General features: G+C 65.8%; 20 protein-coding genes. 9 read left to right on the forward strand and 11 right to left on the reverse strand.

The features are described from left to right. Positions 1–20: 20 nt before the first annotated feature. The 6 genes from GA0061099_RS01220 to hpaR form a co-directional block, all read right to left on the reverse strand. Positions 21–3290 (reverse strand): transglutaminase family protein, encoded by a 3270-nt coding sequence (locus GA0061099_RS01220; RefSeq protein WP_074447497.1) that lies wholly within the window; start codon positions 3288–3290, stop codon positions 21–23. A 272-nt stretch (positions 3291–3562) separates the two neighbouring features. Further along, a complete protein-coding gene (locus GA0061099_RS01225) occupies positions 3563–4867 on the reverse strand; it encodes a methyl-accepting chemotaxis protein (RefSeq protein WP_036023048.1) in 1305 nt (434 codons plus the stop codon). Beyond that, a complete protein-coding gene (locus GA0061099_RS01230; RefSeq protein ID WP_036023046.1) occupies positions 4845–5363 on the reverse strand; it encodes a PAS domain-containing protein in 519 nt (172 codons plus the stop codon). The genes GA0061099_RS01225 and GA0061099_RS01230 overlap by 23 nt, the downstream gene beginning before the upstream one ends. Before the next feature lie 237 nt (positions 5364–5600). Further along, on the reverse strand, positions 5601–7124 hold the full coding sequence (locus GA0061099_RS01235) for a UxaA family hydrolase (RefSeq protein WP_036023043.1): 1524 nt from the start codon (positions 7122–7124) through the stop codon (positions 5601–5603). A 97-nt stretch (positions 7125–7221) separates the two neighbouring features. Further along, positions 7222–7998 (reverse strand): HpcH/HpaI aldolase family protein, encoded by a 777-nt coding sequence (locus tag GA0061099_RS01240; RefSeq protein ID WP_036006167.1) that lies wholly within the window; start codon positions 7996–7998, stop codon positions 7222–7224. Between the two features lie 116 nt (positions 7999–8114). Then, positions 8115–8633 (reverse strand): homoprotocatechuate degradation operon regulator HpaR, encoded by a 519-nt coding sequence (gene hpaR / locus GA0061099_RS01245; protein WP_036023041.1) that lies wholly within the window; start codon positions 8631–8633, stop codon positions 8115–8117. A gap of 111 nt (positions 8634–8744) precedes the next feature. Here hpaR and hpaH point away from each other — a divergent pair, with 111 nt between their 5' ends. The 6 genes from hpaH to GA0061099_RS01275 all read left to right on the forward strand — a co-directional run bounded on the left by hpaH (position 8745) and on the right by GA0061099_RS01275 (position 15139). Further along, positions 8745–9551 carry a 2-oxo-hept-4-ene-1,7-dioate hydratase gene (gene hpaH / locus GA0061099_RS01250; RefSeq protein ID WP_036006171.1) on the forward strand — a complete coding sequence of 269 codons (807 nt, stop codon included), beginning with the start codon at positions 8745–8747 and terminating at the stop codon, positions 9549–9551. Positions 9552–9571: 20 nt separating this feature from the next. Beyond that, positions 9572–9970 (forward strand): 5-carboxymethyl-2-hydroxymuconate Delta-isomerase, encoded by a 399-nt coding sequence (locus GA0061099_RS01255; protein ID WP_036023039.1) that lies wholly within the window; start codon positions 9572–9574, stop codon positions 9968–9970. Next, complete coding sequence (gene hpaE, locus GA0061099_RS01260; RefSeq protein WP_036023037.1) at positions 9963–11501, forward strand: 5-carboxymethyl-2-hydroxymuconate semialdehyde dehydrogenase; 1539 nt, start codon at positions 9963–9965, stop codon at positions 11499–11501. The genes GA0061099_RS01255 and hpaE overlap by 8 nt, the downstream gene beginning before the upstream one ends. 134 nt (positions 11502–11635) lie before the next feature. Further along, the gene (gene hpaD / locus GA0061099_RS01265; protein ID WP_036023035.1) at positions 11636–12619 is read left to right on the forward strand and encodes a 3,4-dihydroxyphenylacetate 2,3-dioxygenase; all 984 of its coding nucleotides are present in this window, start codon (positions 11636–11638) and stop codon (positions 12617–12619) included. Further along, a complete protein-coding gene (locus tag GA0061099_RS01270; RefSeq protein ID WP_036023034.1) occupies positions 12619–13488 on the forward strand; it encodes a fumarylacetoacetate hydrolase family protein in 870 nt (289 codons plus the stop codon). Before hpaD ends, GA0061099_RS01270 begins: the two co-directional genes overlap by 1 nt. Before the next feature lie 25 nt (positions 13489–13513). After that, positions 13514–15139 (forward strand): thiamine pyrophosphate-dependent enzyme, encoded by a 1626-nt coding sequence (locus tag GA0061099_RS01275; protein ID WP_036023033.1) that lies wholly within the window; start codon positions 13514–13516, stop codon positions 15137–15139. Here GA0061099_RS01275 and GA0061099_RS01280 read toward each other — a convergent pair. The 5 genes from GA0061099_RS01280 to GA0061099_RS01305 form a co-directional block, all read right to left on the reverse strand. Beyond that, positions 15117–16358 (reverse strand): MFS transporter, encoded by a 1242-nt coding sequence (locus tag GA0061099_RS01280; protein WP_036023032.1) that lies wholly within the window; start codon positions 16356–16358, stop codon positions 15117–15119. The two genes, GA0061099_RS01275 and GA0061099_RS01280, sit on opposite strands and share 23 nt — an antisense overlap. A 53-nt stretch (positions 16359–16411) precedes the next feature. After that, a complete protein-coding gene (gene alkB, locus GA0061099_RS01285; RefSeq protein ID WP_036023030.1) occupies positions 16412–17065 on the reverse strand; it encodes a DNA oxidative demethylase AlkB in 654 nt (217 codons plus the stop codon). Between the two features lie 9 nt (positions 17066–17074). Further along, complete coding sequence (locus tag GA0061099_RS01290; protein WP_036023029.1) at positions 17075–17821, reverse strand: 2OG-Fe(II) oxygenase; 747 nt, start codon at positions 17819–17821, stop codon at positions 17075–17077. A 400-nt stretch (positions 17822–18221) separates the two neighbouring features. Beyond that, positions 18222–18908 (reverse strand): DUF2848 domain-containing protein, encoded by a 687-nt coding sequence (locus GA0061099_RS01300; RefSeq protein ID WP_036023028.1) that lies wholly within the window; start codon positions 18906–18908, stop codon positions 18222–18224. Then, complete coding sequence (locus tag GA0061099_RS01305) at positions 18901–20250, reverse strand: amidase (RefSeq protein WP_074447499.1); 1350 nt, start codon at positions 20248–20250, stop codon at positions 18901–18903. Before GA0061099_RS01305 ends, GA0061099_RS01300 begins: the two co-directional genes overlap by 8 nt. Positions 20251–20426: 176 nt before the next feature. On the opposite strand from GA0061099_RS01305, the gene GA0061099_RS01310 reads away from it, so the two are divergent. The 3 genes from GA0061099_RS01310 to GA0061099_RS01320 all read left to right on the forward strand — a co-directional run bounded on the left by GA0061099_RS01310 (position 20427) and on the right by GA0061099_RS01320 (position 23086). Beyond that, positions 20427–20840 carry a Zn-ribbon domain-containing OB-fold protein gene (locus tag GA0061099_RS01310; protein WP_027558650.1) on the forward strand — a complete coding sequence of 138 codons (414 nt, stop codon included), beginning with the start codon at positions 20427–20429 and terminating at the stop codon, positions 20838–20840. Between the two features lie 4 nt (positions 20841–20844). After that, positions 20845–21984 (forward strand): thiolase C-terminal domain-containing protein, encoded by a 1140-nt coding sequence (locus GA0061099_RS01315; protein WP_036023024.1) that lies wholly within the window; start codon positions 20845–20847, stop codon positions 21982–21984. A gap of 187 nt (positions 21985–22171) precedes the next feature. Then, complete coding sequence (locus tag GA0061099_RS01320) at positions 22172–23086, forward strand: SDR family NAD(P)-dependent oxidoreductase (protein WP_036023023.1); 915 nt, start codon at positions 22172–22174, stop codon at positions 23084–23086. Positions 23087–23153 lie beyond the last annotated feature (67 nt).

Consider the following 23153-nt stretch of genomic DNA (forward strand, 5'->3'; position numbering starts at 1 on the left):
TCCCTCCCCCACCATCATACTCATTGCAGGAGCGGGGTCCGCAAGTCGAGGGTCAGCGGAAATTCATTTGTGCGTTCCTCGGGCGGCGGCTGCATCGGACCCGGGGTGTGGCCGTGGTCCTGGAAGCGCGCCAGCCGCCGGGCCTCGGCCTCGTAGGTATTGACCGGCTTGGTGTCGTAGTTGCGCCCGCCAGGATGGGCGACGTGGTAGACGCAGCCGCCGAGCGAGCGGCCGTTCCAGGTATCGATCAGGTCAAAGGTCAGCGGCGCGTGCACGGGGATGGTCGGGTGCAGGCCGGAGGCCGGCTGCCAGGCCTTGAAGCGGACGGCAGCCACAGCCTCGCCGGAGCGGCCGGTCGGGGTCATCGGCAGGCGGCGGCCGTTGCAGGTGACGACATGGCGGCCCTCGACGAAGCCTTCGGCCTTGACCTGGAGCCGCTCGACCGAGCTATCGACATAGCGCACGGTGCCGCCGGCCGAGCCCTCCTCACCGAGCACGTGCCAGGGCTCCAGCGCCTGCCGCAGCTCCAGCGTCACGCCGCCATGGTGGATGCGGCCGAAAGCGGGAAAGCGGAATTCGAGCTGGGCCAGATACCATTCCGGCTCGAACGGATAGCCCGATTGCTTGAGCTCGCCGAGCACATCGAGAAAATCTTCCCAGATGAAATGCGGCAGCATGAAGCGGTCGTGCAGCGCGGTGCCCCAGCGCACGAACTTGCCGCTCAGCGGCTCACGCCAGAACTTTGCGATCAGCGCGCGGATCAGGAGCTGCTGCGCCAGCGACATGCGTGGATCCGGCGGCATTTCGAGCGCGCGGAATTCGACGAGGCCGAGCCGGCCCGTCGTTCCTTCCGGCGAATAGAGCTTGTCGATGCAGATCTCGGCGCGGTGGGTGTTGCCGGTGATGTCGACCAATAGATGCCGGAACAGCCGGTCCACCAGCCAGAGCGGCGTCTGGTAGCTGGGCGGCGGCACGTGCGAGAGCGCGATCTCGAGCTCGTAGATGCTGTCGTGGCGCGCCTCGTCGATGCGCGGCGCCTGGCTGGTCGGGCCGATAAAAAGACCGGAGAAGAAATAGGACAGCGCCGGATGGCGCTGCCAATACAGCACCAGGCTCTTCAGAAGATCGGGCCGGCGCAGGAACGGCGAGTCCTGCGGTGAGGAGCCGCCGACCACGACGTGATTGCCGCCCCCGGTGCCGGTGTGACGGCCGTCGACCAAGAAACGGTTGGCGCCGAGGCGGACCTTGGCCGCATCCTCGTAGAGGCCGGTGGTGATCTCGACCGCATCGCGCCAACTCTTGGCCGGCTGGATGTTGATCTCGATGACACCGGGGTCGGGCGTCACCTTGATCACCTCGATGCGCGGGTCGAACGGCGGCGGGTAACCCTCGATATGGACCGGAAGCTGCATCTCCTCGGCGGTGTCTTCCAGCGCCGAGATCAGCTCGAGATAATCCTCGATGCGCTCGACCGGCGGCATGAAGGCGCAGATCAGGCCGTCGCGGATCTCCACGGCCATCGCCGTGCGCACGGGTATAGCGGTGTTGAGATGCTCGGGGGCCGTACGCGGCGGCGATGGCGGACGCGCCATGCGGGTGAATACCGGCAGCCTGCCCCGCGGCTCCATCGGGTCCTGCTCGACGATGTAGGGATATTGGTTGGGCGGGACGTGACCGAGCGAGCCGATCGGCAGGCGCAGGCCGAGCGGTGAATCGCCCGGCGTCAGGAACAGATGATTGCGCCGCAGCGGCCAGCGTTCGCTGCGCCAGCGCGGAGGTGCATTCCAGCGCTGGATCGGCAGCACGAAGCCGCGCGGCGTATTCAGGCCCTGGTCGAACACCCGCGCCATGCGTGCGCGCGCTTCGGGATCGGACAGCTTGGAATCGGTGGGATCGACATTGACCGGAAGCTCCGCTTCCTTCTGCAGCCAATAGGCGGGATCCTCATAGGCCGGCATGATGTAGCCGAGGTCGACGCCGAGTCGCGCCGCCGTGCCTTCCATGAAGGCCGCGGCATCCTTGACCTCCGGTCTCCTGGGATTCTCGATCCTGGCGATGAGGTCGGCGTTCTTCCAGATCGGCACGCCGTCCTTGCGCCAATAGAGGCCGAAGGCCCAGCGCGGCAGGCTCTCGCCCGGATACCATTTGCCCTGGCCGTAATGCAGCAGCCCGCCCGGCGCGAAGCGCGTGCGCAGGCGGCGGATCAGATCGTCGCCGAGCGTGCGCTTGGTCGGACCGACGGCCTCCGTGTTCCACTCGCCGGCCTCGAGATCGTCGACCGAGACGAAGGTCGGCTCGCCGCCCATGGTGAGGCGCACGTCCTCGCTGGCGAGATCGCCATCGACCTGCTCGCCGAGATCGTTGAGGCGCGCCCAGGATTCGTCGGAGAACGGCTTTGTGATGCGCGGCGCCTCGCGGATGCGCCTCACGCTCATGTCGAAGGAGAACTCGACCTCGGCAAAGCCGGCCCCGCCGGAGATCGGCGCCGCCGAACGGTAGTGCGGCGTGGCTGCGACCGGGATGTGCCCCTCGCCTGCGAGCATGCCCGAGGTCGCGTCGAATCCGATCCACCCCGCGCCGGGCAGATAGACCTCGGCCCAGGCGTGCAGATCGGTAAAATCGTTCTCGACTTCCGGCGGCCCCTCGATCGGATCGATGTCGGGACGGATCTGGACCAGATAGCCCGAGACGAAGCGGGCGGCGAGCCCGAGATGGCGCAAGGTCTGGATCAAGAGCCAGGCGGAGTCGCGGCATGAGCCTGCGCCGGAGACAAGCGTCTCCTCCGGCGTCTGCACGCCCGGCTCCATGCGGATGATGTAGCGGACCTTCTTCTGGATCTCGCGATTGAGGTCGACCAGGAAATTGACCGTGTTCGGGGCTTCGTGCGGGATCGAATCGAGGAACTTGGCGAACAGGCGATCGGGCTTGATGGTCTCGAGATACGGCGCGAGCTCCGTCTTCAGATCCTTGGGATAGTCGAACGGGAAGCTGTCGGCATAGGGCTCGACGAAGAAGTCGAACGGGTTGACCACCGTCATCTGCGCCGTGAAGTCGACCTCGAATTTCAGCTCGGTGGTCTTCTCCGGAAAGACGTAGCGCGCCAGCCAGTTGCCCTGCGGGTCCTGCTGCCAGTTCACGAAATGATTGGAAGGCGTGACCTTGAGCGAATAGCTCAGGATCGGCGTGCGCGTATGCGGCGCCGGCCGCAGCCGTATCGTCTGCGGGCCAAGGTCGATCGGGCGGTCGTATTTGTAGTGCGTGACGTGGTGTAGCGCGACGTAGATCGACACGGGATGCGGTGCTCCAGCAGCTTTTTTGAGCAGAACACCTGAGGTCAACGCGATCAAGCACTAACAACGGGCACGGGGTGCCTAGGTAAGATGCGGAGCGGGGGATGGTGGGACGCTTTCTTCCTTCTCCCCTTGCGGGAGAAGGTGGCGCGAAGCGCCGGATGAGGGGTCTCTCTCAACCCGCAAAACCGCTCGTAAGGATAGAGACCCCTCACCCGGCTTCGCTTTCAGCGAAGCCACCCTCTCCCACAAGGGGAGAGGGTTTGAAAGCCCTACGCCGCCGAGGTCAGCCTTTGCAGGAATTGGGTCACTTCGCGGCGGAGCGTCTCGACTTCGCCGTGGACGCGTTCGGAGGCGTGGTTGACGCGTGCAGCGACGCGGCCGGTGTCGGCGGCGGCCTCGCTGATGCCCGTCACGTTGGAGGAGACCTGCGAGGTGCCGGCGGAGGCTTCGTGAACGTTGCGGGCGATCTCGCGCGTCGCCGCGCCCTGCTGCTCGATCGAGGCGGCAATCGAGGCAGTGATGCCGTTGATCTCGGCGATGGTCTGCGCGATCGCCTCGACGGCCGCGACCGAATTGGTGGTCGATTGCTGCATCTCGCCGACCTTGGCGCTGATCTCTTCGGTCGCCTTGGCGGTCTGGTTGGCGAGGCTCTTGACCTCGGAGGCCACCACCGCGAAACCGCGGCCGGCGTCCCCTGCCCGCGCCGCCTCGATGGTGGCGTTGAGCGCGAGCAGGTTGGTCTGCGAGGCGATCTCGCTGATAAGCTTGACGACGTCGCCGATCTGCATCGCGGCGTCCGCAAGGCTCCGGATCTCGCTGCCGGCGCGATTGGCTTCGTTCACCGCCCGTCCCGTGCTCGCGGTCGAGCCGGCCACCTGGCGATTGATCTCGGCGATCGACGATGCGAGCTGCTCGGCGGCGCTGGCGACAGTGGCGACGTTGCGCGAGGCCTGGTCGGACGCGGAGAGCACGCCGGAGGTTTGCAGGCTGGTCTTCTCCGCCGCCGCCGCCATCTGGCCGGCATCGGATTCGAGATCGGTCGCGGCGCCCATCAGCGTGCCCGCAACCTGATCGAGATGCGTGCCGAACCGCCTGGCGAGGTCCGCGATCTCGACGACCCGGCGGCCGAGACTGTCGGTGCCGGCATTGATGACGGTCGCCGAGCGGCGGAACGAGCCGGGCAATCCGCGCGCCAGGATCTTGCGGAAATACTTGCCGCGGCTGGCATACTCCATCGATGCCGAAGCTTCCCGCTGGAACGCATCGGTAATGTCGAGCATGTCGTTGACTGATCTCTGGATGGCGCCGATGCGCCCGGCCTGCCGCTCACTGAGGATGCGCGCCTCGAGATCGCCGCCCGCCGCCTTGCGGCACACAGCGGCGACCTCGTCGACGGCAACCGCGGTGCGGTGCTGGCACCAGACGGCATAGCCGGAGAGCGCGATCGTCGCGCCGAGAGAAGCGGCACTCGCGATCCCGGTCATGCCGAGAAGCGAGAGAACGAACGCAAGGACGGCAAGACCACACGCGAGCGCGGTTGCTCCCTGCGCCTTAGAGAGAGAGCACAAATTCATCGTAACCGACACCCTGTTGCTTGAGCAGCCCGACCATCGCCTCGAAGCTCGCCTGCATGCCCTCCTTGGCATTGGCATGCCGCGCCTCCTCAGTGCACAGCGTCTTGTAGATCGGCTTGATGCGCTCGATCTGCGCGGGATCCGGCTTGCGACGGTTGGAGTGATAGCCGACGATGTTGCCGCGCTCGTCGAATGTCGGCGTGACGTGGGCGAATACCCAATAGTGACTGCCGTCCTTCGCCAGGTTGACGACGTAGGCGAAGATCTCCTGCTTGGACTGCAGCGTGTCCCAGAGCAGCTTGAAGACGGCGCGCGGCATGTCGGGATGGCGGATCAGGCTGTGGGGCGCGCCCATCAGCTCCTTCCACGAGTACTTCGCCATGCGGATGAAGACGTCGTTGGCGTAGGTGATGCGGCCTTTGAGATCGGTCTTCGATACGATCAGCTCCTCCTCACCGAGGAGATTTTCCACCCCAGTGGGACGCATCGCTTGCATCGGCTGGATCCTCAAATCACGCCGGCCCCACCACGCTGTGAAGCCGCATCGCCTCCTGTCTACGGCAACAGTGTTAACCAGGTGTAAGCCGGGAACTTCTCACGGGAGGCGCCCACCTCCGTATCATTACTTAGCGAACGGCCGTTGCATTTCGGATCGCCACACGCGCTCCGATTCCGGTTGCGATCATCGGATACCGGCGGCGCTTGATTGGGTTGCGCGGCGATGCTCGCGCGACTACATCGTCGCGCCGAGCACCCAGGGCGCGAACTCGGCGCCGCCGAAATCGAAGCTCTCGCTCTTGGTCGGCTGGCCCGAGGCGGTCTTGAGGATGAGATCGAAGATGCGCTGGCCGCATTGTTCGACGCTCTCCTCGCCTTCGAGGATGGTGCCGCAATTGACGTCCATGTCCTCTTCCATGCGCCTGTACATGGGCGTGTTGGTGGCGAGCTTGATCGACGGCGCCGGCTTGCAGCCGAACACACTGCCGCGGCCCGTGGTGAAGCAGACGAGGTTGGCACCTCCTGCGACCTGCCCGGTCGCGGCCACGGGGTCGTAGCCGGGCGTGTCCATGAACACGAACCCCTTCTTGGTGACGGGCTCGGCGTAGCGCAGCACCTCGACGAGGTTGGTGGTGCCGGCCTTGGCCATCGCGCCGAGCGACTTCTCCAGGATGGTGGTGAGGCCGCCGGCCTTGTTGCCGGGGCTGGGATTGGCGTTCATCTCGGCGCCTTCGCGCGTCGTGTATTCGTCCCACCAACGCATCAGGTCGACCAGCTTCTCGCCGACCTCGCGGCTGACCGCGCGGCGCGTCAGCAGGTGCTCGGCGCCGTAGGTCTCCGGCGTCTCCGACAGGATCACGGTGCCGCCGTGACGCACGATGAGGTCGCTAGCTGCGCCGAGCGCAGGATTGGCCGATACGCCGGAATAGCCGTCCGAGCCGCCGCATTGCAGCGCCACGGTGAGCTCGCTTGCCGGCACCGTCTCGCGCTTGACCTTGTTGGCGTCAGTCAGCGCCTCGCGCACGAAGGCGATGCCGGCTTCGACCGTCTTGCGGGTGCCGCCGACCTCCTGGATGTCCATCGCGCGCAGGCGTCCGGCGAGCTTCTGCTCTTCCATCAGGCCGCCGATCTGGTTCACCTCGCAGCCGAGGCCGAGCACGATGACGTGGGAGAAATTGACGTGCCTTGCATAGCCGCCGAGTGTGCGGCGGAGCAGTGCCAGCGGCTCGTTTTGTGTCATGCCGCAGCCGGTCTTGTGGGTCAGCGCAACCACGCCGTCGACGTTGGGGAAGTCAGCGAGCGGATTGTCGCCGGTGAACGGATTCTTCTTGAAGACGTCGGCGACGAGGCTGGCGACATGCGCGCTGCAATTCACCGAGGTGAGGATGCCGATATAGTTGCGCGTGGCGACGCGGCCGTCCGGGCGGCGGATGCCTTCGAAGGTCGCCGGCAGGTCGAAATTCGGCGTCGGCTTGACGTCGACGCAATAGGCGTAGTCCTTGGCGAAATCGCCCATGCCGCAGTTCTGCGTGTGCACGTGCTGGCCCAGCGCGATCGCCTGGGTGGCAAAGCCGATGATCTGGCCGTAGCGCCTGACGGGCTCGCCCACCGCGATCGGCTTGATCGCGACCTTGTGGCCGGAGGGAATGCGCTCGACCGTGGTCACGCCGTCGGCGACCAATGTTCCCGGCGGCAGGCTCGCGCGCGCGATCAGCACGCCATCATCGGGATGCAGGCGGATGACGGGGCTGATGGTCATGGCGGGTCTCCTTTGGAGGCGAATAGCGAATAGCGAGTGGCGAATGGAAAAGGGAGTAGCCCTATTCGCTACTCCCCATTCGCCATTCGCGAGTTTCTCAGGCCTTGCCGCCCGAATCCTTGCGGGTCGCGTTGACCTGCATCTTGGCGTAGGTGGTCATCAGGCCGACTTCGTTGGACAGCGTCACCAGCTTGAAGCCCATGTTGATGGCGCGCGCTGCGCCTTCGGCGCCGCTGCAATGGATGCCGGGGTTGAGGCCGCGCTTGCCGCACTCCTTGATGATCTTCTCGTAGATCGCGAGAATCTCGGGCTCGCTGCGGTCGAGCTTGGGCTCGAGGCCATAGGAGAAGCCGAGATCGGACGGGCCGATATAGACGCCGTCGATGCCTTCGACGTCGAGGATCGCTTCCATGTTCTCGACGGCGGTCCGCGTCTCCATCATCGGCAGCAGCACGATCTCGTCGTTGGCCGTCTTCTGATAGGAGCCGGCGGTGCCGTACATGCCGGCGCGGATCGGGCCGTTGGAGCGCACGCCCTTGGGCGGATATTTCGAATAGGAGACCAGGTTCCTGGCTTCCTGCGGCGTGTTGACCATCGGGCAGATCACGCCATAGGCGCCGCCATCGAGCACCTTGCCGATGATGCCGGGCTCGTTCCAGGGCACGCGGACCATCGGGGTGACCGGATGCTTGTCCATGGCCTGGAAGCACTGCACCATCGAGAGATAGTCCTGCACGCCGTGCTGCATGTCGACGGTGACGCTGTCGAAGCCGCACTGCGCGATCATCTCGGCCGAGAAGCCGGAGGGGATGGCGAGCCACGCGTTGACGACCGCCTTGCCCGACTTCCAGATCTCTTTGACTTTATTGGCCACGTTGCCTTTCCTTCCCTGTTGCTCTCACTTCGCCGCGGATCGGGTTGGGCCGCACTTTGAGCGAAAAAAAGCGTCAATGTCCATGGCTCTCGCCGCGCACGCACGCATATCTGGTTTCACTCCCCGGCTATTGTCTCGTCCGCGCCGCCGAGCCCCGCAAGGCTCCGTTCGAGCTCGCCGAGCATCTCCTGCAATTCGGCGAGCTTGCGTGCGCCGAAGCGCCGCGTGATCTCGGCATAGATCGCCTCTGACGTCGGCGCGACAGAGGCCATCAGCTTCAGCCCCTCCTTCGAGATGGAGACCATGCTGCGGCGCTGATCCGCTTTCGCCGTCTTGCGCTCGATCAGGTTGCGCGCCTCGAGGTCTCGCAAGATGCGCGACAGGCTCGGCCCGAGCAGGAACGCGGTGCGCGCGAGTTCCGTGACCTCGACCGCCTCGATCGCCGCCAGTGCGCGCAGGATGCGCCATTGCTGCTCGGTCAGGCCGTGCTCGCGCAGCGAGGGACGAAACTGCCGCATCACAGCTTCCCGGGCCCGCAGCAGCGACATCGGCAGCGAACGCGAGAAATCGCGCATCGGCACCTGGCGCGTAGCAGGCGGGTGACCGTTGACGGGATCGGCGGATTTCTTCGTCATGACGCCCTTTCAAGCCGCAAAACGTTTGCAGTGCAGCAAGCCGAATTTGTGTTTGACGCATTCACTTAACATGTTAAGTATCTCGCGGCACCACGATTTGTAAGATCACAAATGGCGCTTTCCAACGACGATATCCAAGCTTGTGCGAGGCGTCTGCACCAGGCGGAGAAGACCCGCACGCAGATCCGGCAGCTCTCGCAGGACTTCCCGGACATCAGCATCGCGGAGGCCTACGCGATTCAGAAGGCCTGGGTCGACGTCAAGATCGCCGAGGGGCGCGTGGTCAAAGGCCACAAGATCGGCCTGACCTCGAAGGCGATGCAGAGCGCGCTTGGCATCGACGAGCCGGATTCCGGCGTGCTGCTCGACGACATGTTCTTCGCCGATGGCGGATTGGTGCCGACCGAGCGCTTCATCGCGACGCGCGTCGAGGCCGAGCTCGCCTTCGTCATGAGCAAGCGCCTTTCTGGGCCCGACTGCACGCTATTCGACGTGCTCAACGCCACCGACTTCGTGGTGCCGGCGCTGGAGATTTTGGATACACGGATCGAGCGCGTCGATCCCAAGACCAAGGCGACGCGAAAGATCTTCGACACCATCGCCGACAATGCGGCGAATGCCGGCATCGTGCTCGGGGGGCGGCCGATCCGCCCGCTGGATGCTGACCTGCGCTGGATCGGAGCGCTGTGCTTCAAGAACGGCCAGCTGGAAGAGACCGGCCTTGCCGCCGGCGTGCTCAACCATCCCGCGACTGCCGTCGCCTGGCTCGCCAACAAGATCGCCCCGCTTGGGCTGGCGCTGGAGCCGGGCCAGGTCGTGCTCGCCGGCTCGTTCATCCGTCCGATCGAGACCCGCAAGGGCGACACAATCCAGGCTGATTATGGCGCCTATGGCTCGGTCAGCTGCTACTTCGCCTGAAGACAGGGAGTGAAACCGCGATGCCGCATTTCACCATCGAATATTCGGCCAATCTCGACGGCCGCCTCGACATCGCCGCGGTGTGCGAGGTCGTGCGCAAGGCAGCTAGCGAGACCGGTATCTTCCCGCTCGGCGGCATCCGCGTTCGTGCCATCCGCTGCGAGCACTATGCGATTGCGGATGCAAAGCAGGATTACGGCTTTCTCGACATGGTGCTGCGCATCGGCGAGGGCCGCGACCTGCCTACCCGCCAGAAGGCCGGCGAGCACGTCTTCCAGGCGCTCTCAAGACATCTCGATCCCGTCTTCGCCGCCAGCAAGTTCGCCCTGTCGTTCGACATGCAGATCAACGACAAGGACACCAGCTGGAAGCGCAACAACATTCACGACGCCCTGAAAGCGGAGGCCGCTCATGGATAAGCCCACGCCGAAAGCCGATCTGTTCCAGGCCAACCGTGACCGCCTCGCGCCGCTTTTGAAGACTCTGCGCGCGGACGGCATCGGTCACATGATCGACGGAAAGACCGTCGCCTCGATCTCCGGCGAGACGTTCGAGACCAGGTCGCCGGTCGATGGTGCCGTGCTCGCCAGTGTCGCGCGGGGCAAGGCCGAGGATATCGACGCGGCGGCGACTGCGGCTGCGCTCGCCTTCAAGTCCTGGCGCGACATGGGTCCGGCCATGCGGAAGAAGCTGCTGCATCGGGTGGCCGACGCCATCGAGGACAACGCCGACGACATCGCCGTGCTCGAATGCATCGACACCGGCCAGGCCTATCGCTTCATGGCCAAGGCCGCGATCCGCGCCGCCGAGAATTTCCGCTTCTTCGCCGACAAATGCGCTGAGGCGCGCGACGGCCTCAACACGCCGAGCGACGAGCATTGGAACGTCTCCACGCGGGTGCCGATCGGCCCGGTCGGCGTGATCACGCCATGGAATACGCCATTCATGCTCTCGACCTGGAAAATCGCCCCGGCGCTTGCGGCCGGCTGCACGGTCGTGCACAAGCCGGCCGAATGGTCGCCGGTGACGGCCTCCATTCTCGCCAGGCTCGTCAAGGAAGCCGGCGTCCCCGACGGCGTGCTCAACACCGTGCACGGTTTCGGCGAGGAAGCGGGCAAGGCGCTGACCGAGCATCCCGCCATCAAGGCAATCGGCTTCGTCGGCGAGAGCGCGACCGGCTCGGCCATCATGATGCAGGGCGCGCCCACGCTGAAACGCGTGCATTTCGAACTCGGCGGCAAGAATCCGGTGATCGTGTTCGACGATGCCGATCTCGACCGCGCGCTCGATGCCGTCGTGTTCATGATCTACTCGCTCAACGGCGAGCGCTGCACCTCTTCCAGCCGCCTGCTGATCCAGCAGAGCATCGCGAAAGAATTCGTGGAGAAGCTGACGGCGCGGGTGAAGGCGCTCAAGGTCGGCCATCCCCTCGATCCCGCCACCGAGATCGGCCCGCTGATCCACGAGCGGCACTTGGCAAAGGTCTGCTCGTATTTCGACGTGGCGCGCCAGGACGGCGCGACGATCGCGGTCGGCGGCAAGGCCTATGACGGGCCCGGCGGCGGGCATTATGTCGAGCCGACACTGGTGACCGGGGCGCACGGCAAGATGCGGGTGGCGCAGGAGGAGGTGTTCGGGCCGTTCCTCACCGTGCTGCCGTTCCGCGACGAGGCGGACGCGGTCGAGATCGCCAACGACATCCGTTACGGTCTGACCGGCTATGTCTGGACCAATGACATGGGACGCGCGCTGCGCGTTGCCGATGCGCTGGAGGCCGGCATGATCTGGCTGAACTCGGAGAATGTCCGCCACCTGCCGACGCCGTTCGGCGGCATGAAGGCTTCAGGCATCGGGCGCGACGGCGGCGATTATTCGTTCGACTTCTACATGGAAACCAAGCACGTCTCGCTGGCGCGGGGCACGCACAAGATTCAGAAGCTGGGAATCTAGCGGCGGTGTCATTCCGGGGCGGCTCGAAGGGCCGAACCCGGAATCCATCGAGCAGCAGAGTTGGTGGATGAATGGATTCCGGGTTCGTGCTTCGCACGCCCCGGAATGACGAAGCCGAGAGAGGGGAAACGCACATGCCGGTACCGCAACACGTCTTCGAGCCGCCGTTCAACATCATTCGCTCGAGCCACGTCGTGCTCGACGTCACCGATTTGAAGCTGAGCCGCGAGTTCTACGAAAGCATGGTCGGCCTGCATGTCGAGGACGCGGACGACGAGGTCGTGTACCTGCGCGCGGCCGAGGAGCACCAGCATCACTCCCTGGTGCTACGGAAAGCCGCCGCGCCGGCTTGCGCCCGGCTCGGCTTCAAGGTCGGCAACGACAAAGATCTCGACAAGGCCGCCGCGTTCCTGTCCGAGAACGGCCTCGCCTACGCCTTCGTCGACCAGCCGTTCCAGGGCCGCACGCTGCAATTCACCGATCCCTTTGGCTTTAGAATCGAGCTCTACGCGGCGATGGAGCGGCGGCCGCATCTCTTGCGTCGCTACGACCTCTATCGGGGCTGCCACCCGCAGCGGCTCGACCATTTCAACGTCTTCGCCGCCGAAGTGCAGGACACCATGGAATTCTACGCCCGGCTCGGCTTTCGCCTCACCGAATATGCCGAGGAGGACGGGCCGGACGGGCGCATCGCCGCGGCCTGGATGCATCGCAAGGGCAATGTCCACGATTTCGCCATCACCAACGGCAAGGGTCCGCGGCTGCACCATTTCGCCTATTGGACGCCGACGGCGATGAACATCATCCATCTCTGCGACGTCATGGCTTCGCGGGGCTTCGTGAAGAACATCGAACGCGGTCCGGGACGCCACGGCATCTCGAACGCGTTCTTCCTCTATGTGCGCGATCCCGACGGACACCGCCTCGAGCTCTACACCAGCGATTATTTCACCGGGGACCACGACCACGAGCCGCTGCGCTGGTCGCTGCGCGATCCGCGCCGTCAGACGCTGTGGGGCGCCCCTGCCCCGCGTTCCTGGTTCGAGCAGGGCTCGCCGTTCACGGGGCAGGCCGTGCGCGAGCCGAAATTCGTGGCCGATGTGCTGGTGGCGGATTGATGAAGCTGCCTCGTCTCGCCACCTATTCCGTCAAGGGTGATGTCAGCTATGGCGCCGTCCTGGAGGGCGGCATCGTCGATCTCTCCGCGCGTCACGCCAGAGACTATCCCACGCTGCGCGAGGTGATCGCTGCGGGCAAGCTGATCAGCTTTGCCGAAGAGGCCGCTGGCCGCAAACCGGATCACGCGCTCACTGAGATCACCTGGCTGCCGCCGGTCCCGGCGCCGGAGAAGATCATCTGCATCGGCGTCAACTATCCCGACCGCAATGCCGAGTACAAGGACGGCCAGGAGGCGCCGAAATATCCGAGCATGTTCATGCGCTCGCCCCGCTCCTTCGTCGGCCACGACACGCCGCTGGTGCGCCCGCGCGCCTCCGCGCAGCTCGACTATGAGGGCGAGATCGTGCTGGTGATCGGCAAGCCAGGCCGGCATATCCCCGAAAGCACAGCGCTCGATCACATCGCGGCGCTGACACTGTGCAACGAGGGCTCGGTGCGCGACTGGCTGCGCCACGCCAAGTTCAACGTGACGCAAGGCAAGAACTTCGATTCCAGCGGCAGCCTCGGCCCGTGGCTCGTGCCCTACACGCGGGAATCGCAGGTCGCCGACATCAGGCTCACCACGCATGTCAACGGCGAGCTCAGACAGGATGATCGCACCAGCCGGCTGATGTTTTCGTTCCGCTATCTCCTGAACTATATCTCGACCTTCGCAACCCTCGTCCCCGGCGATATCATCGTCACGGGCACGCCGACCGGCGCGGGTGCGCGGTTCGATCCGCCGCGATATCTGAAGCCCGGCGACATCGTCGAGGTCGAGGCCGAGGGGATCGGACGCTTGCGCAACGGCGTGGTCGACGAAGCCTGAACAACAAGCGAAATGGAATAGCCAAATGACCAGCCTCACCGGCGGCGAAGCGATCGTAAGCGGGCTTGTCGCCCACGGCGTCGACACCGTGTTCGGCCTGCCCGGCGCGCAGGTCTACGGCCTGTTCGACGCCTTCCACCAGGCCCAGCTCAAGGTGATCGGCGCGCGGCACGAGCAGGCCTGCGGCTACATGGCATTCGGCTATGCGCGCTCCAGCGGCCGGCCCGGCGTGTTCAGCGTGGTACCCGGCCCGGGCGTGCTCAATGCCAGCGCGGCGCTGCTCACCGCGTTCGGCTGCAACGAGCCGGTGCTGTGCGTCACCGGCCAGGTGCCGACTTCGTTCCTGGGCAAGGGTCGCGGCCATCTGCATGAGATGCCGGACCAGCTCGCAACCTTGCGCACCTATGTGAAATGGGCCGAGCGCATCGAATATCCCGGCAATGCGCCGACGATCGTGGCACGCGCGTTCCAGGAGATGATGTCGGGACGGCGCGGCCCCGCCTCGGTCGAGATGCCCTGGGACGTCTTCACGCAGCGCGCGGCAACAGTGCCTGCGCAGGTGCTGGAGCCGCTGCCGGCGCCGCAGCCCGATCCTGATATGATCAAGCAGGCCGCCGCGCTCATCAGGACCAGCAAGGCGCCGATGATTTTCGTCGGCAGCGGCGCGATCGAAGCGGGTGAGGAGATCCTCGAACTCGCCGAGATGATCGATGCGCCCGTGGTCGCCTTCCGTAGCGGCCGCGGCATCGTCTCCAATGCGCACGAGCTCGGGCTCACCATGGCCGCGGCCTACAGGCTGTGGCCGAACACCGATCTCATGATCGGCATCGGCACGCGGCTGGAGCTGCCGACCATGTCGCGCTGGCCGTACCGGCCCGCTGGCCTGAAGAGCATCCGCATCGACATCGATCCGGTCGAGATGCGGCGGTTCTCGTCCGACACTGCGATCGTCGCCGACGCCAGGGCCGCGACCCGCGATCTCGCTGCCGCCGTGGGCAAGGCCGGCTACAGCAAGACCTCCGGACGGCGCGGCACGATCCGCGAGGCCACCGCGGCCGCGCAAGCCGAGATCCAGCGGGTCCAGCCGCAGATGGCCTATCTCAACATCCTGCGCGAGGTACTGCCGGCGAACGCGATCGTCACCGACGAACTATCGCAGGTCGGCTTCGCCTCCTGGTACGGCTTTCCGGTGTACCAGCCGCGCACCTTCATCACCTCGGGCTACCAGGGCACGCTCGGCTCGGGTTTCCCGACCGCGCTCGGCGCCAAGGTCGCCAATCCCGACAAGCCGGTGGTGGCCATCACCGGGGACGGCGGCTTCATGTTCGGCGTGCAGGAGCTTGCCACCGCCGTGCAGTTCAACATCGGCGTGGTGACGCTGGTGTTCAACAACAACGCCTACGGCAATGTCCGCCGCGACCAACGCCAGCATTTCGATGGCCGCGTAGTGGCGTCCGACCTCGTCAATCCGGATTTCGTAAAGCTCGCGGCGTCCTTTGGCGTGACTGCTGCGCGCGTCACCGCGCCGGAGCAGTTCAAGGCGGCGATGGAGAAGGCGCTTGGCCACGGCGGGCCGGTGCTGATTTCCGTCGAGGTGCCCAGGGATTCCGAAGTCAGCCCGTGGGCCTTCATTCACCCGCCGAAGCCTTGAGGCCGGACCTTCCCTGCAGCCGCGCGGCTGCAATCACCAGCAGACCGGCGCCTGCGACCGACCAGCAGGCGACCGGCGCCCAGTGCAGCAGCGGCGCGTATTCCGGCATCTTCTGCAGGCCGCCGGCAACCGCCGCCATCCGCGCGAAGGTGCCGAGGGCAAGCGCGGAGAAGACGAGGCCCGTGACCTTGCCTTCCGCGCCGGTCGAGCCGATCGCGAGCGCAGCCGAGACCGCGCTCATCAGCATGCAGCCCCAGGCAGCTCCGGCGAGAAATTGCGCGGCGATCAGCATGTTGAGATTGCCGGCGAACTCGGCCGCCGCAATCGCCACCGCACCGAACAGGCCGGCGGCGCCCATCACGACGAGGCCGCCGCGATGCTTGACGACGAGGCTTGCCGGAAACATCGCGATGTTGAAGCCGATCCAGAACACCGGCATCAGCCATTGCAGGTCGCCGGGAGCTGCAAAGCGCAGATAGAACGGTGCGCTGTTCATGGCAAAGTGCAGCTGGTAGCCGAGTGCGAGCGCGACCATCGCGACGATGAAGGCGATCGGGACGAGACCGAGCGGCTCTGCCGCTTCGTCCGGTGTGGGCGGAACGGTGTCGCGCGCCACGTCGTGCTCGATCCTGGACAGCCCGAGCGCGGTCAGGAGCAGCACCACGCTGGAGATCACGAACGGCAACCGCGCATCGTGCTCGCGCAGCACCACGCCGAGATAGGGCGAGAGCGCGCCGGCGACGCCGTAGCCGAGCATGGTCAGCGCGGCGAGGAACGGCACCTGCGGCTTGGCGCGGTACTTGCCGAGCAAGGTCAGCGGCGGCGCCCGCAACGCGGAGGACGTGATCGACCAGACCACGATCAGCGCGATGAACCAGCCCTGCGCCGCCGCACCGGCTCCGGCAACGAACGGAAGCGCGACGAAGGCGCCGCAGGAGATCGCGGTCACGAGGGCGACGAACAGGCCGAGCCTGCCGACATGGGGCGCGAGCTTGTCGGCGGCGATTCCCATCGCGGTGTCCGCAATGGTGAAGATCGCCTGATCCAGCATCAGGATGAGGATCACGGCGGACGGCGCGATGCCGACCTCTGCGGCCAGCTTTGGCAGGTAGACAACGTAGGTCGTCCAGCCCAGCGTGAACACCAATTGCAGGCCTGCGAGATAAAGCCCCGTGCGGTTCGCCGTGCCCGTGCCGGTCGAGTTCTGTGTGGTGGTCATGTCGCCGCCTCCCCGCCCGAAGCTTAGACGAGCGAAGGCGGCGAGGAAACGCGTCAGCGCGTCCTGCGGAAGGTCAGATTGATCCGCTTCCGGCCGAGCAGCGGATGCTCGCCGTCGGCGAGCGGCGCGACGCCGTGATAGGCGAGCCTGCTGGCCCCGCCCCAGACCACCACGTCGCCATGGACGAGGCGGAAGCGGCGCGGCTTGTCATTGCGCGCGAGGCCGCCGAACAGGAAGGTCGCGGGCAGGCCGAGCGAGACCGAGACGATCGGCGCGGAATAGTCCAGCTCGTCCTTGTCCTGGTGCAGCGACAGCCGCGTGCCGGGCTCGTAGCGGTTGACGAGGCAAGCATCGGGCGCAAAGCCTTCAAAGCCGCCCTGCTCCGCGGCGCCGCGGGCGAGATCGGCCAACAGCGGCGGCATCGCCGGCCATGGCGCACCGGTGCGCGGATCGATGGGATCATAGCGATAGCCGGTGTGATCCGTGATCCAGCCGCGCTCGCCGCAATTGGTCATCGCCACCGACATCAGATGGCCGCCCGGCGTCGTCATCCGCCGGAACGGCGATTGCGCCACGATGGCGCGCACGGCGTCGATCAGCCCGCTCTCGATCGGCTTGACGAAGCCGCGCAGCAGCACGGCCCCATCGGCGATGTTTTCGCGCGACGGTTGGGCTTCTGCGACGCTATCGAACAAATCAGCCGTCAACGGCTCCGCTCATTTGGCATCGTGAAAAATCACACCCAGCGTGTGGCGCTGGCCGGACCTGATCCGGCTGACGCCGTGGCGGAGATTAACGCGGTAGGTGCCGCGTGTCCCCTGCACCGGACGATGATGCACAGCGAAGGCGACCGCATCGCCCTGTGCCAGCGGCACCACCTCGGCGCGGGACTGCATGCGCGGGCGCTGCTCGGTCAGCACGAACTCGCCACCGGTGAAGTCGCGTCCGGGCTCGGAGAGCAGGATCGCGACCTGGAGCGGGAACACGTGCTCGCCATAGAGGTCCTGGTGCAGGCAATTGTAATCACCGGCCTCATATTGCAGCAGCAGGGGCGTCGGCCGCGCCTGCCCGGCATCGTGGCAGCGCTTCAGGAACGCCGCGTGTGCGGCGGGATAGCGGATGTCGATCCCCATCGCCTCGTTCCAGCGATTGGCGACGGCTTGAAGATGCGCGTAGAGCGCCGGGCGCAGCTGCGCGATCAGATCGGGCAGCGGATAGGCGAAGTACTTGTACTCGCCGCGGCCGAAGCCGTGGCGGCCCATCACGATGCGGCTGCGGAAGTGCGCATCGTCCGGGTAGAGCGCGGCGATGGCGCGGCATTGGTCAGGCGTCAGCAGGTTCTTCAGGACGGCGCAGCCCTGGGTGTCGAGCTCGGCGGTGATCTGCGGCCAGTCGAGGGCGTCGACATGGTCGGCGAGGTTGGGAACGGAGTCTGGTGCGGAAACGCGTTTCGCGATGGCCATAGCAATCATCCCATTCACATCCGTCATTCCGGGGCGCGACGAAGTCGCGAGCCCGGAATCCATAACCACGATCGGGAGTATGGATTCCGGGCTCGCGCCCAAGTGGGCGCGCCCCGGAATGACGGGAGTGGGTGTCGCAGATCCCGGGCGCCACAACCACCCGATTTCCGATGATCGTCTCCACCGTCATTGCGAGGAGCCCTTGCGACGAAGCAATCCAGACTGGTTCCGCGGAGACCCTGGATTGCTTCGCTTCGCTCGCCGACGCGGAGAGAGATCAGCCCCTCACCGGCAGTTTCGTAGGGTGGGCAAAGGCGCTCTTGCGCCGTGCCCACGTCTTCGCAATACGTGGGCACGCTTCGCTTTGCCCACCCTACAAGGCCGTCGCTTGTGGCGCGAGTTACCCCCTCACCGGCAACGTCGCCACGTCGTAGCCGTGCCTGATCGTTCGCTTCAGCACGGGGTCTTCCAGCTCGAAGTCGAAGCGGTCGGCCGGGCGGATGCCGCCCTTGGCGGCGAACGTGCCGCCGAACATGGCGCAGCCGTCGGGAAACTTGCCACCGTCAAAGCCGCGCGCGATGAGGTCGGCGACCGGCAGCATCGCATCCAACGTGCCCTCCTGGTAGAGCACGCGCTCGCCTTTGATGGTGGCGTAGGAGCGCAGGATCATCTTGTCCCAATGACCGATGACGTCCTCGAACTCCCACAGCGTCGAGGCGATCGGCTTGTCGCACATCTGCTTGGAGACCGTGACGCTGTAGGCCTCGACCTTGCGGTCGGTGTGATCGGAGCCGCAGCCGACGAAGATGCGGCCCTGCCAGCCGATGAGCACGAATTCGACCTCGCCGGAGGAATCGCCACCGGTGCATTCGATGCTGTCCTCCTGGGTCAGCCGGCGCGCCGAGGCGCGATAGTAGATCGGCGTCGAGGCTGGGCGGGCGATGCCCATCTCCTCCAGCTCGGCGATGTGCTTGTCGCGCGCGACCGTGTCGCGGCCGGTCCAGCCGGCGATGACCAGCTGGTCGATCGCCAGCGTCAGCGGCGTGGTGGTGTCCTGGGCATCGACGGTGAACGTGAGATCAAACACGAATGACGGCCTCCATGCCGGCAGCAAGCTCGAAGATACGGCGGTCCGAGCCGCCTGCGCCCGCCAGCATCAGGCCGACGGGAACGTCGCCCTCGCGATGACAGGGCAGCGAGATGGCGCAACCGTCGATCAGGTTGATCAGGCTGCAATTGCGCAAGGCGCGGATGTTCTCGCGGGTGAACGCCTGATCGTCGGCGAGGTCGGCGATCTTCGGCGGTGTGTTGGGCGTGGTCGGCAGCACCAGGGCGTCATAGGGCGCGATGCGCGCATTGACGCGCGCGATCAGCGAGCGGCGTTCGTTGAGCAGGTCGATGTAGTCGGCCGCGCTCTGCGCCTCGCCGCGCATGATGCGCACCGCCACCCTGGGATCGTAGACGTCGCCCTTGGCCGTGATCAGATAGCGGTGCCAGGCATAGCTCTCGGACGCCGCGAAACCGCCCTTCGCGTTCATCGGACCGACGTCATGGAACTCCGCCATCTCGATACGCTCGACGATGGCGCCGTGATCGGACAGCGTCTTCAGCGCGCGCTCGAAGGTCTTGGCCACCTCTGCGTCGAGATCGTCGAGCGCGATCGTGGTGGGCACCGCGAGGCGCATGCCCTGGATCGGCCGCGGCCTCAAGGCGACGATCGGCTCGGCCGCGAGCACGGCATCGAGTATGGCACAGCAACTGACCGATCGCGCCAGCGGCCCGATGCTATCGAGCGAGAACGACAGCGGCACCGAGCCGTCGAGCGGCACGCGGCGCTGCGTCGGCTTGTAGCCGACGATGCCGTTGAAGGCGGCCGGAATCCGGCAGGAGCCGCCGGTGTCGGTGCCGAGCGCGCCATGCGCCATGCCGTCGAGCACGGACACCGCCGCGCCGGCGGACGAGCCACCGGGCACGTGGCCTTCCGAGCGGTTCCAGGCCCCCTTCGGCGTGCCATAATGCGGATTGATGCCGATGCCGGAATAGGCGAACTCGGTCATGTTGGTGCGGCCGATCACGACGAAGCCGGCCTTGCGCAGCCGCGCCACCGTCGCGGCATCGTGCTCGGCAGGGGCTGAGTCATCCAGCGCGCGCGAGCCGGCGCGCGTCACCTGGCCCTTGATGTCGAACAGATCCTTGATCGAGACCGGGATGCCCGCATAGCGCGACGGCGCCGCCTTGGCCTTGCGCAAGCCATCCATCGCATCGGCCGCCGCGAGCGCGGCGTCCTTGTCGACATGGATGAAGGCGCGCTGGCCCTCGCCCGCGGGGTCGGCGATCCTGGCGAGGCAGGCCTCGACCAATTTGCGGGAGGTGATGCGGCCGCTTTCGAGGTCTTCGGCAAGCTGCGCCAGTGTCGGAAAATCAGACATGTCTGTCTCACGGAATATTTCGCGCGCAATCTATAGCGCTGGCTCAGCTCGACACAAGCATTGTGCGCATGATGGCATGCATGCGCATTGCTGGACCGTTGACGCGCCATGGTCGATTGTCGCATCAAGTTCGAAACCGGCGGGCGCGAGGCCTGCTTTTGGGAGGAGCCGCCCACATGGCCGAACCGCAGCGCGCGCGACCGAAACCGACGCCGGAGACCCAGCATTTCTGGGACGGCACCAAGGCCGGCGAATTGCGCCTGCAGCGCTGCGATGCCTGCGCCCATGTCTACTTCCCGCCGCGCCCGTTCTGCCCCTCCTGCGCCTCGCGCAAGGTCAGCATCTTCAAGGCCAGCGGCAAGGGCTTTCTCTACAGCTACGTGATCAACCATCGTCCGGCCGCGCCGGGCTTCACGCCGCCTTACGCCATCGCGGTGGTCGAGCTCGACGAGGGCCCGCGGATGATGAGCAACATCATCGACTGCCCGCAGACACCCGAGGCGCTCGAACTCGACATGAAGCTCGAGGTCGCGTTCCAGGAGCTCGACGACAAGATCACCCTCCCCGTCTTCCGCCCGGCGAAGGGGTAAGGTCATGCGCAAGAACCAGGTTGCCGTCGTCGGCGCGGCCGAGACCACTGAGCTCGGTGTCATTACCAACGCCTCGCAGCTCCAGCTGCACGCGGATGCCGCGCTCAACGCCATTGCCGACGCCGGGCTGAAGCTGTCCGACATCGACGGCTTTGCCACCGCGGTCGAAACGCCGCAGCAGGTCTGCCACTATCTCGGCATCAAGCCGACCTGGGTGGACGGCACCTCGGTCGGCGGCTGCTCCTTCATGCTGCATGTCCGCCACGCCGCGGCGGCGATCGAGGCGGGTCTGTGCAAGACGGTGCTGATCACCCACGCCGAGAGCGGCAAGTCGATGATCGGCAAACTGCCGCGCTCGACGCCGGCCGACAGCCTCAACGGCCAGTTCGAGGCGCCCTACGGCGTCTACGGCCCGCCAAGCATGTTCCCGATTCCCGTGCTGCGCTTCATGAAGACCTACGGCATCACCCACGAGCAGCTTGCCTCAGTGGCGGTGGTGCAGCGGGAATGGGCGGCGAAGAATCCGCGCGCGATGATGAAGGAGCCGATCACGGTCAACGATGTCCTCAACTCGCGCATGATCGCCTATCCGTTCCGGCTTCTGCAGTGCTGCCTCGTCACCGACGGCGGCGGCGCGCTGATCCTGACCTCGGCCGACCGCGCCAGGGATTTTCCGCGCAAGCCGGTCTACATCATGGGCACCGGCGAGAGCGTCGAGACGCCGATGGTCAGCCAGATGGAGACGTTCAACTCCTCGCGTGCGTTCAAGACCGCCGGGCCGCTGGCGTTCAAGGAAGCCGGCATCGCGCACGGGGATGTCGACCATCTCATGATCTACGACGCCTTCGCGCATCTGCCGTTGTTCGGACTCGGCGACCTCGGCTTCATGCCTTACGAGGAAACCGGCCAGTTCATCGCCGACGGCAACACGCGTCCCGGCGGGAAACTGCCGCTCAACACTAATGGCGGCGGCCTGTCCTACATGCATTCGGGCATGTACGGCATGTACGCGCTGCAGGAGAGTGTGCGTCAGATGCGCGGGATCGCGCCGGCGCAGGTGCCGAACGCGAAGATTTCGGTGTGCCACGGCGTCGGCGGCATGTTCGCGGCGAGTGGCACGATCGTGTTTACGAACGAGAGGTAATGCGCCGCTCGCCTCTCCCTCTCCCCGTTCTTACGGAGAGAGGGTTGGGGTGAGGGGCCTCTCTCCACGGATGAGATGGCTGCGAGACCTGTACCCCCTCACCCGGATCGCATCTTCGATGCGATCCGACCTCTCCCCGCAAGCGGGGCGAGGTAAGAAACGCCGGAACGCATAGCGGAGAACCCACATGAGCAAATCACTGCAAGACAAGGTCATCATCGTCACCGGCGCAGGCCGTGGCATCGGGCGCGAGATTGCGCTTCTGTGCGCGGCCGAGGGCGCCAAGGTCGTCGTCAACGATCCCGGCGGAGCCGCCGACGGCGCCGGCGCGAACGCGGCGCCTGCCGAGGAGGTGGTCGAGGAGATCAAGAAGCGCGGCGGCACGGCGGTCGCCAATTTCGAGAGCGTCGCGGAAGCCATTCCCGCCAGCAAGATCGTGAAGACCGCGACCGATCATTTCGGCCGGCTCGACGGTGTCGTCAACAATGCCGGCATCCTGCGCGACATGATCTTCCACAAGATGAGCGTGGAAGCGTTCGAAGCCGTCATCAAGGTACATCTGATGGGCTCGTTCTACGTCAGCCACGCCGCAGCGCGCATCTTCCGCGAGCAGGAGTCGGGCTCGTTCGTGCACTTCACCTCGACCTCCGGCCTGATCGGCAATTTCGGACAAGCCAATTACGCGGCGGCCAAGCTCGGCATCGTCGGGCTGTCGAAGTCGATCGCGCTCGACATGGGCCGCTTCAACGTCCGCTCCAACTGCGTCTCGCCGTTCGCCTGGACCCGCATGATCGGCACCATCCCGACCGAGACCGACGCCGAGAAGGCGCGTGTCGAGAAGATCAAGCAGATGGGCCCGGAGAAGATCGCGCCGCTCTGCGGCTACCTGCTCGGCGATTCCGCCAAGGACGTCACCGGCCAGATCTTTGGCGTGCGCATGAACGAGATCTTCCTGTTCAGCCAGAACCGTCCGATCCGGTCGGTGCAGCGGAACGAAGGCTGGACTCCGCAGTCGATCGCGGAACACGGCATGCCGGCGCTGAAGGGCTCGTTCTACAAGCTCGATCGTTCGGCCGACATCTTCACCTGGGATCCGGTGTGAGGTAGCGCGAATCGGGAGTGGCGAATGGCGAATAGGGTTTCTATTCGCTACTCGCCATTCGCAATTC

This window comes from Bradyrhizobium yuanmingense (assembly GCF_900094575.1).
GTDB classification, from domain to species: domain Bacteria; phylum Pseudomonadota; class Alphaproteobacteria; order Rhizobiales; family Xanthobacteraceae; genus Bradyrhizobium; species Bradyrhizobium yuanmingense.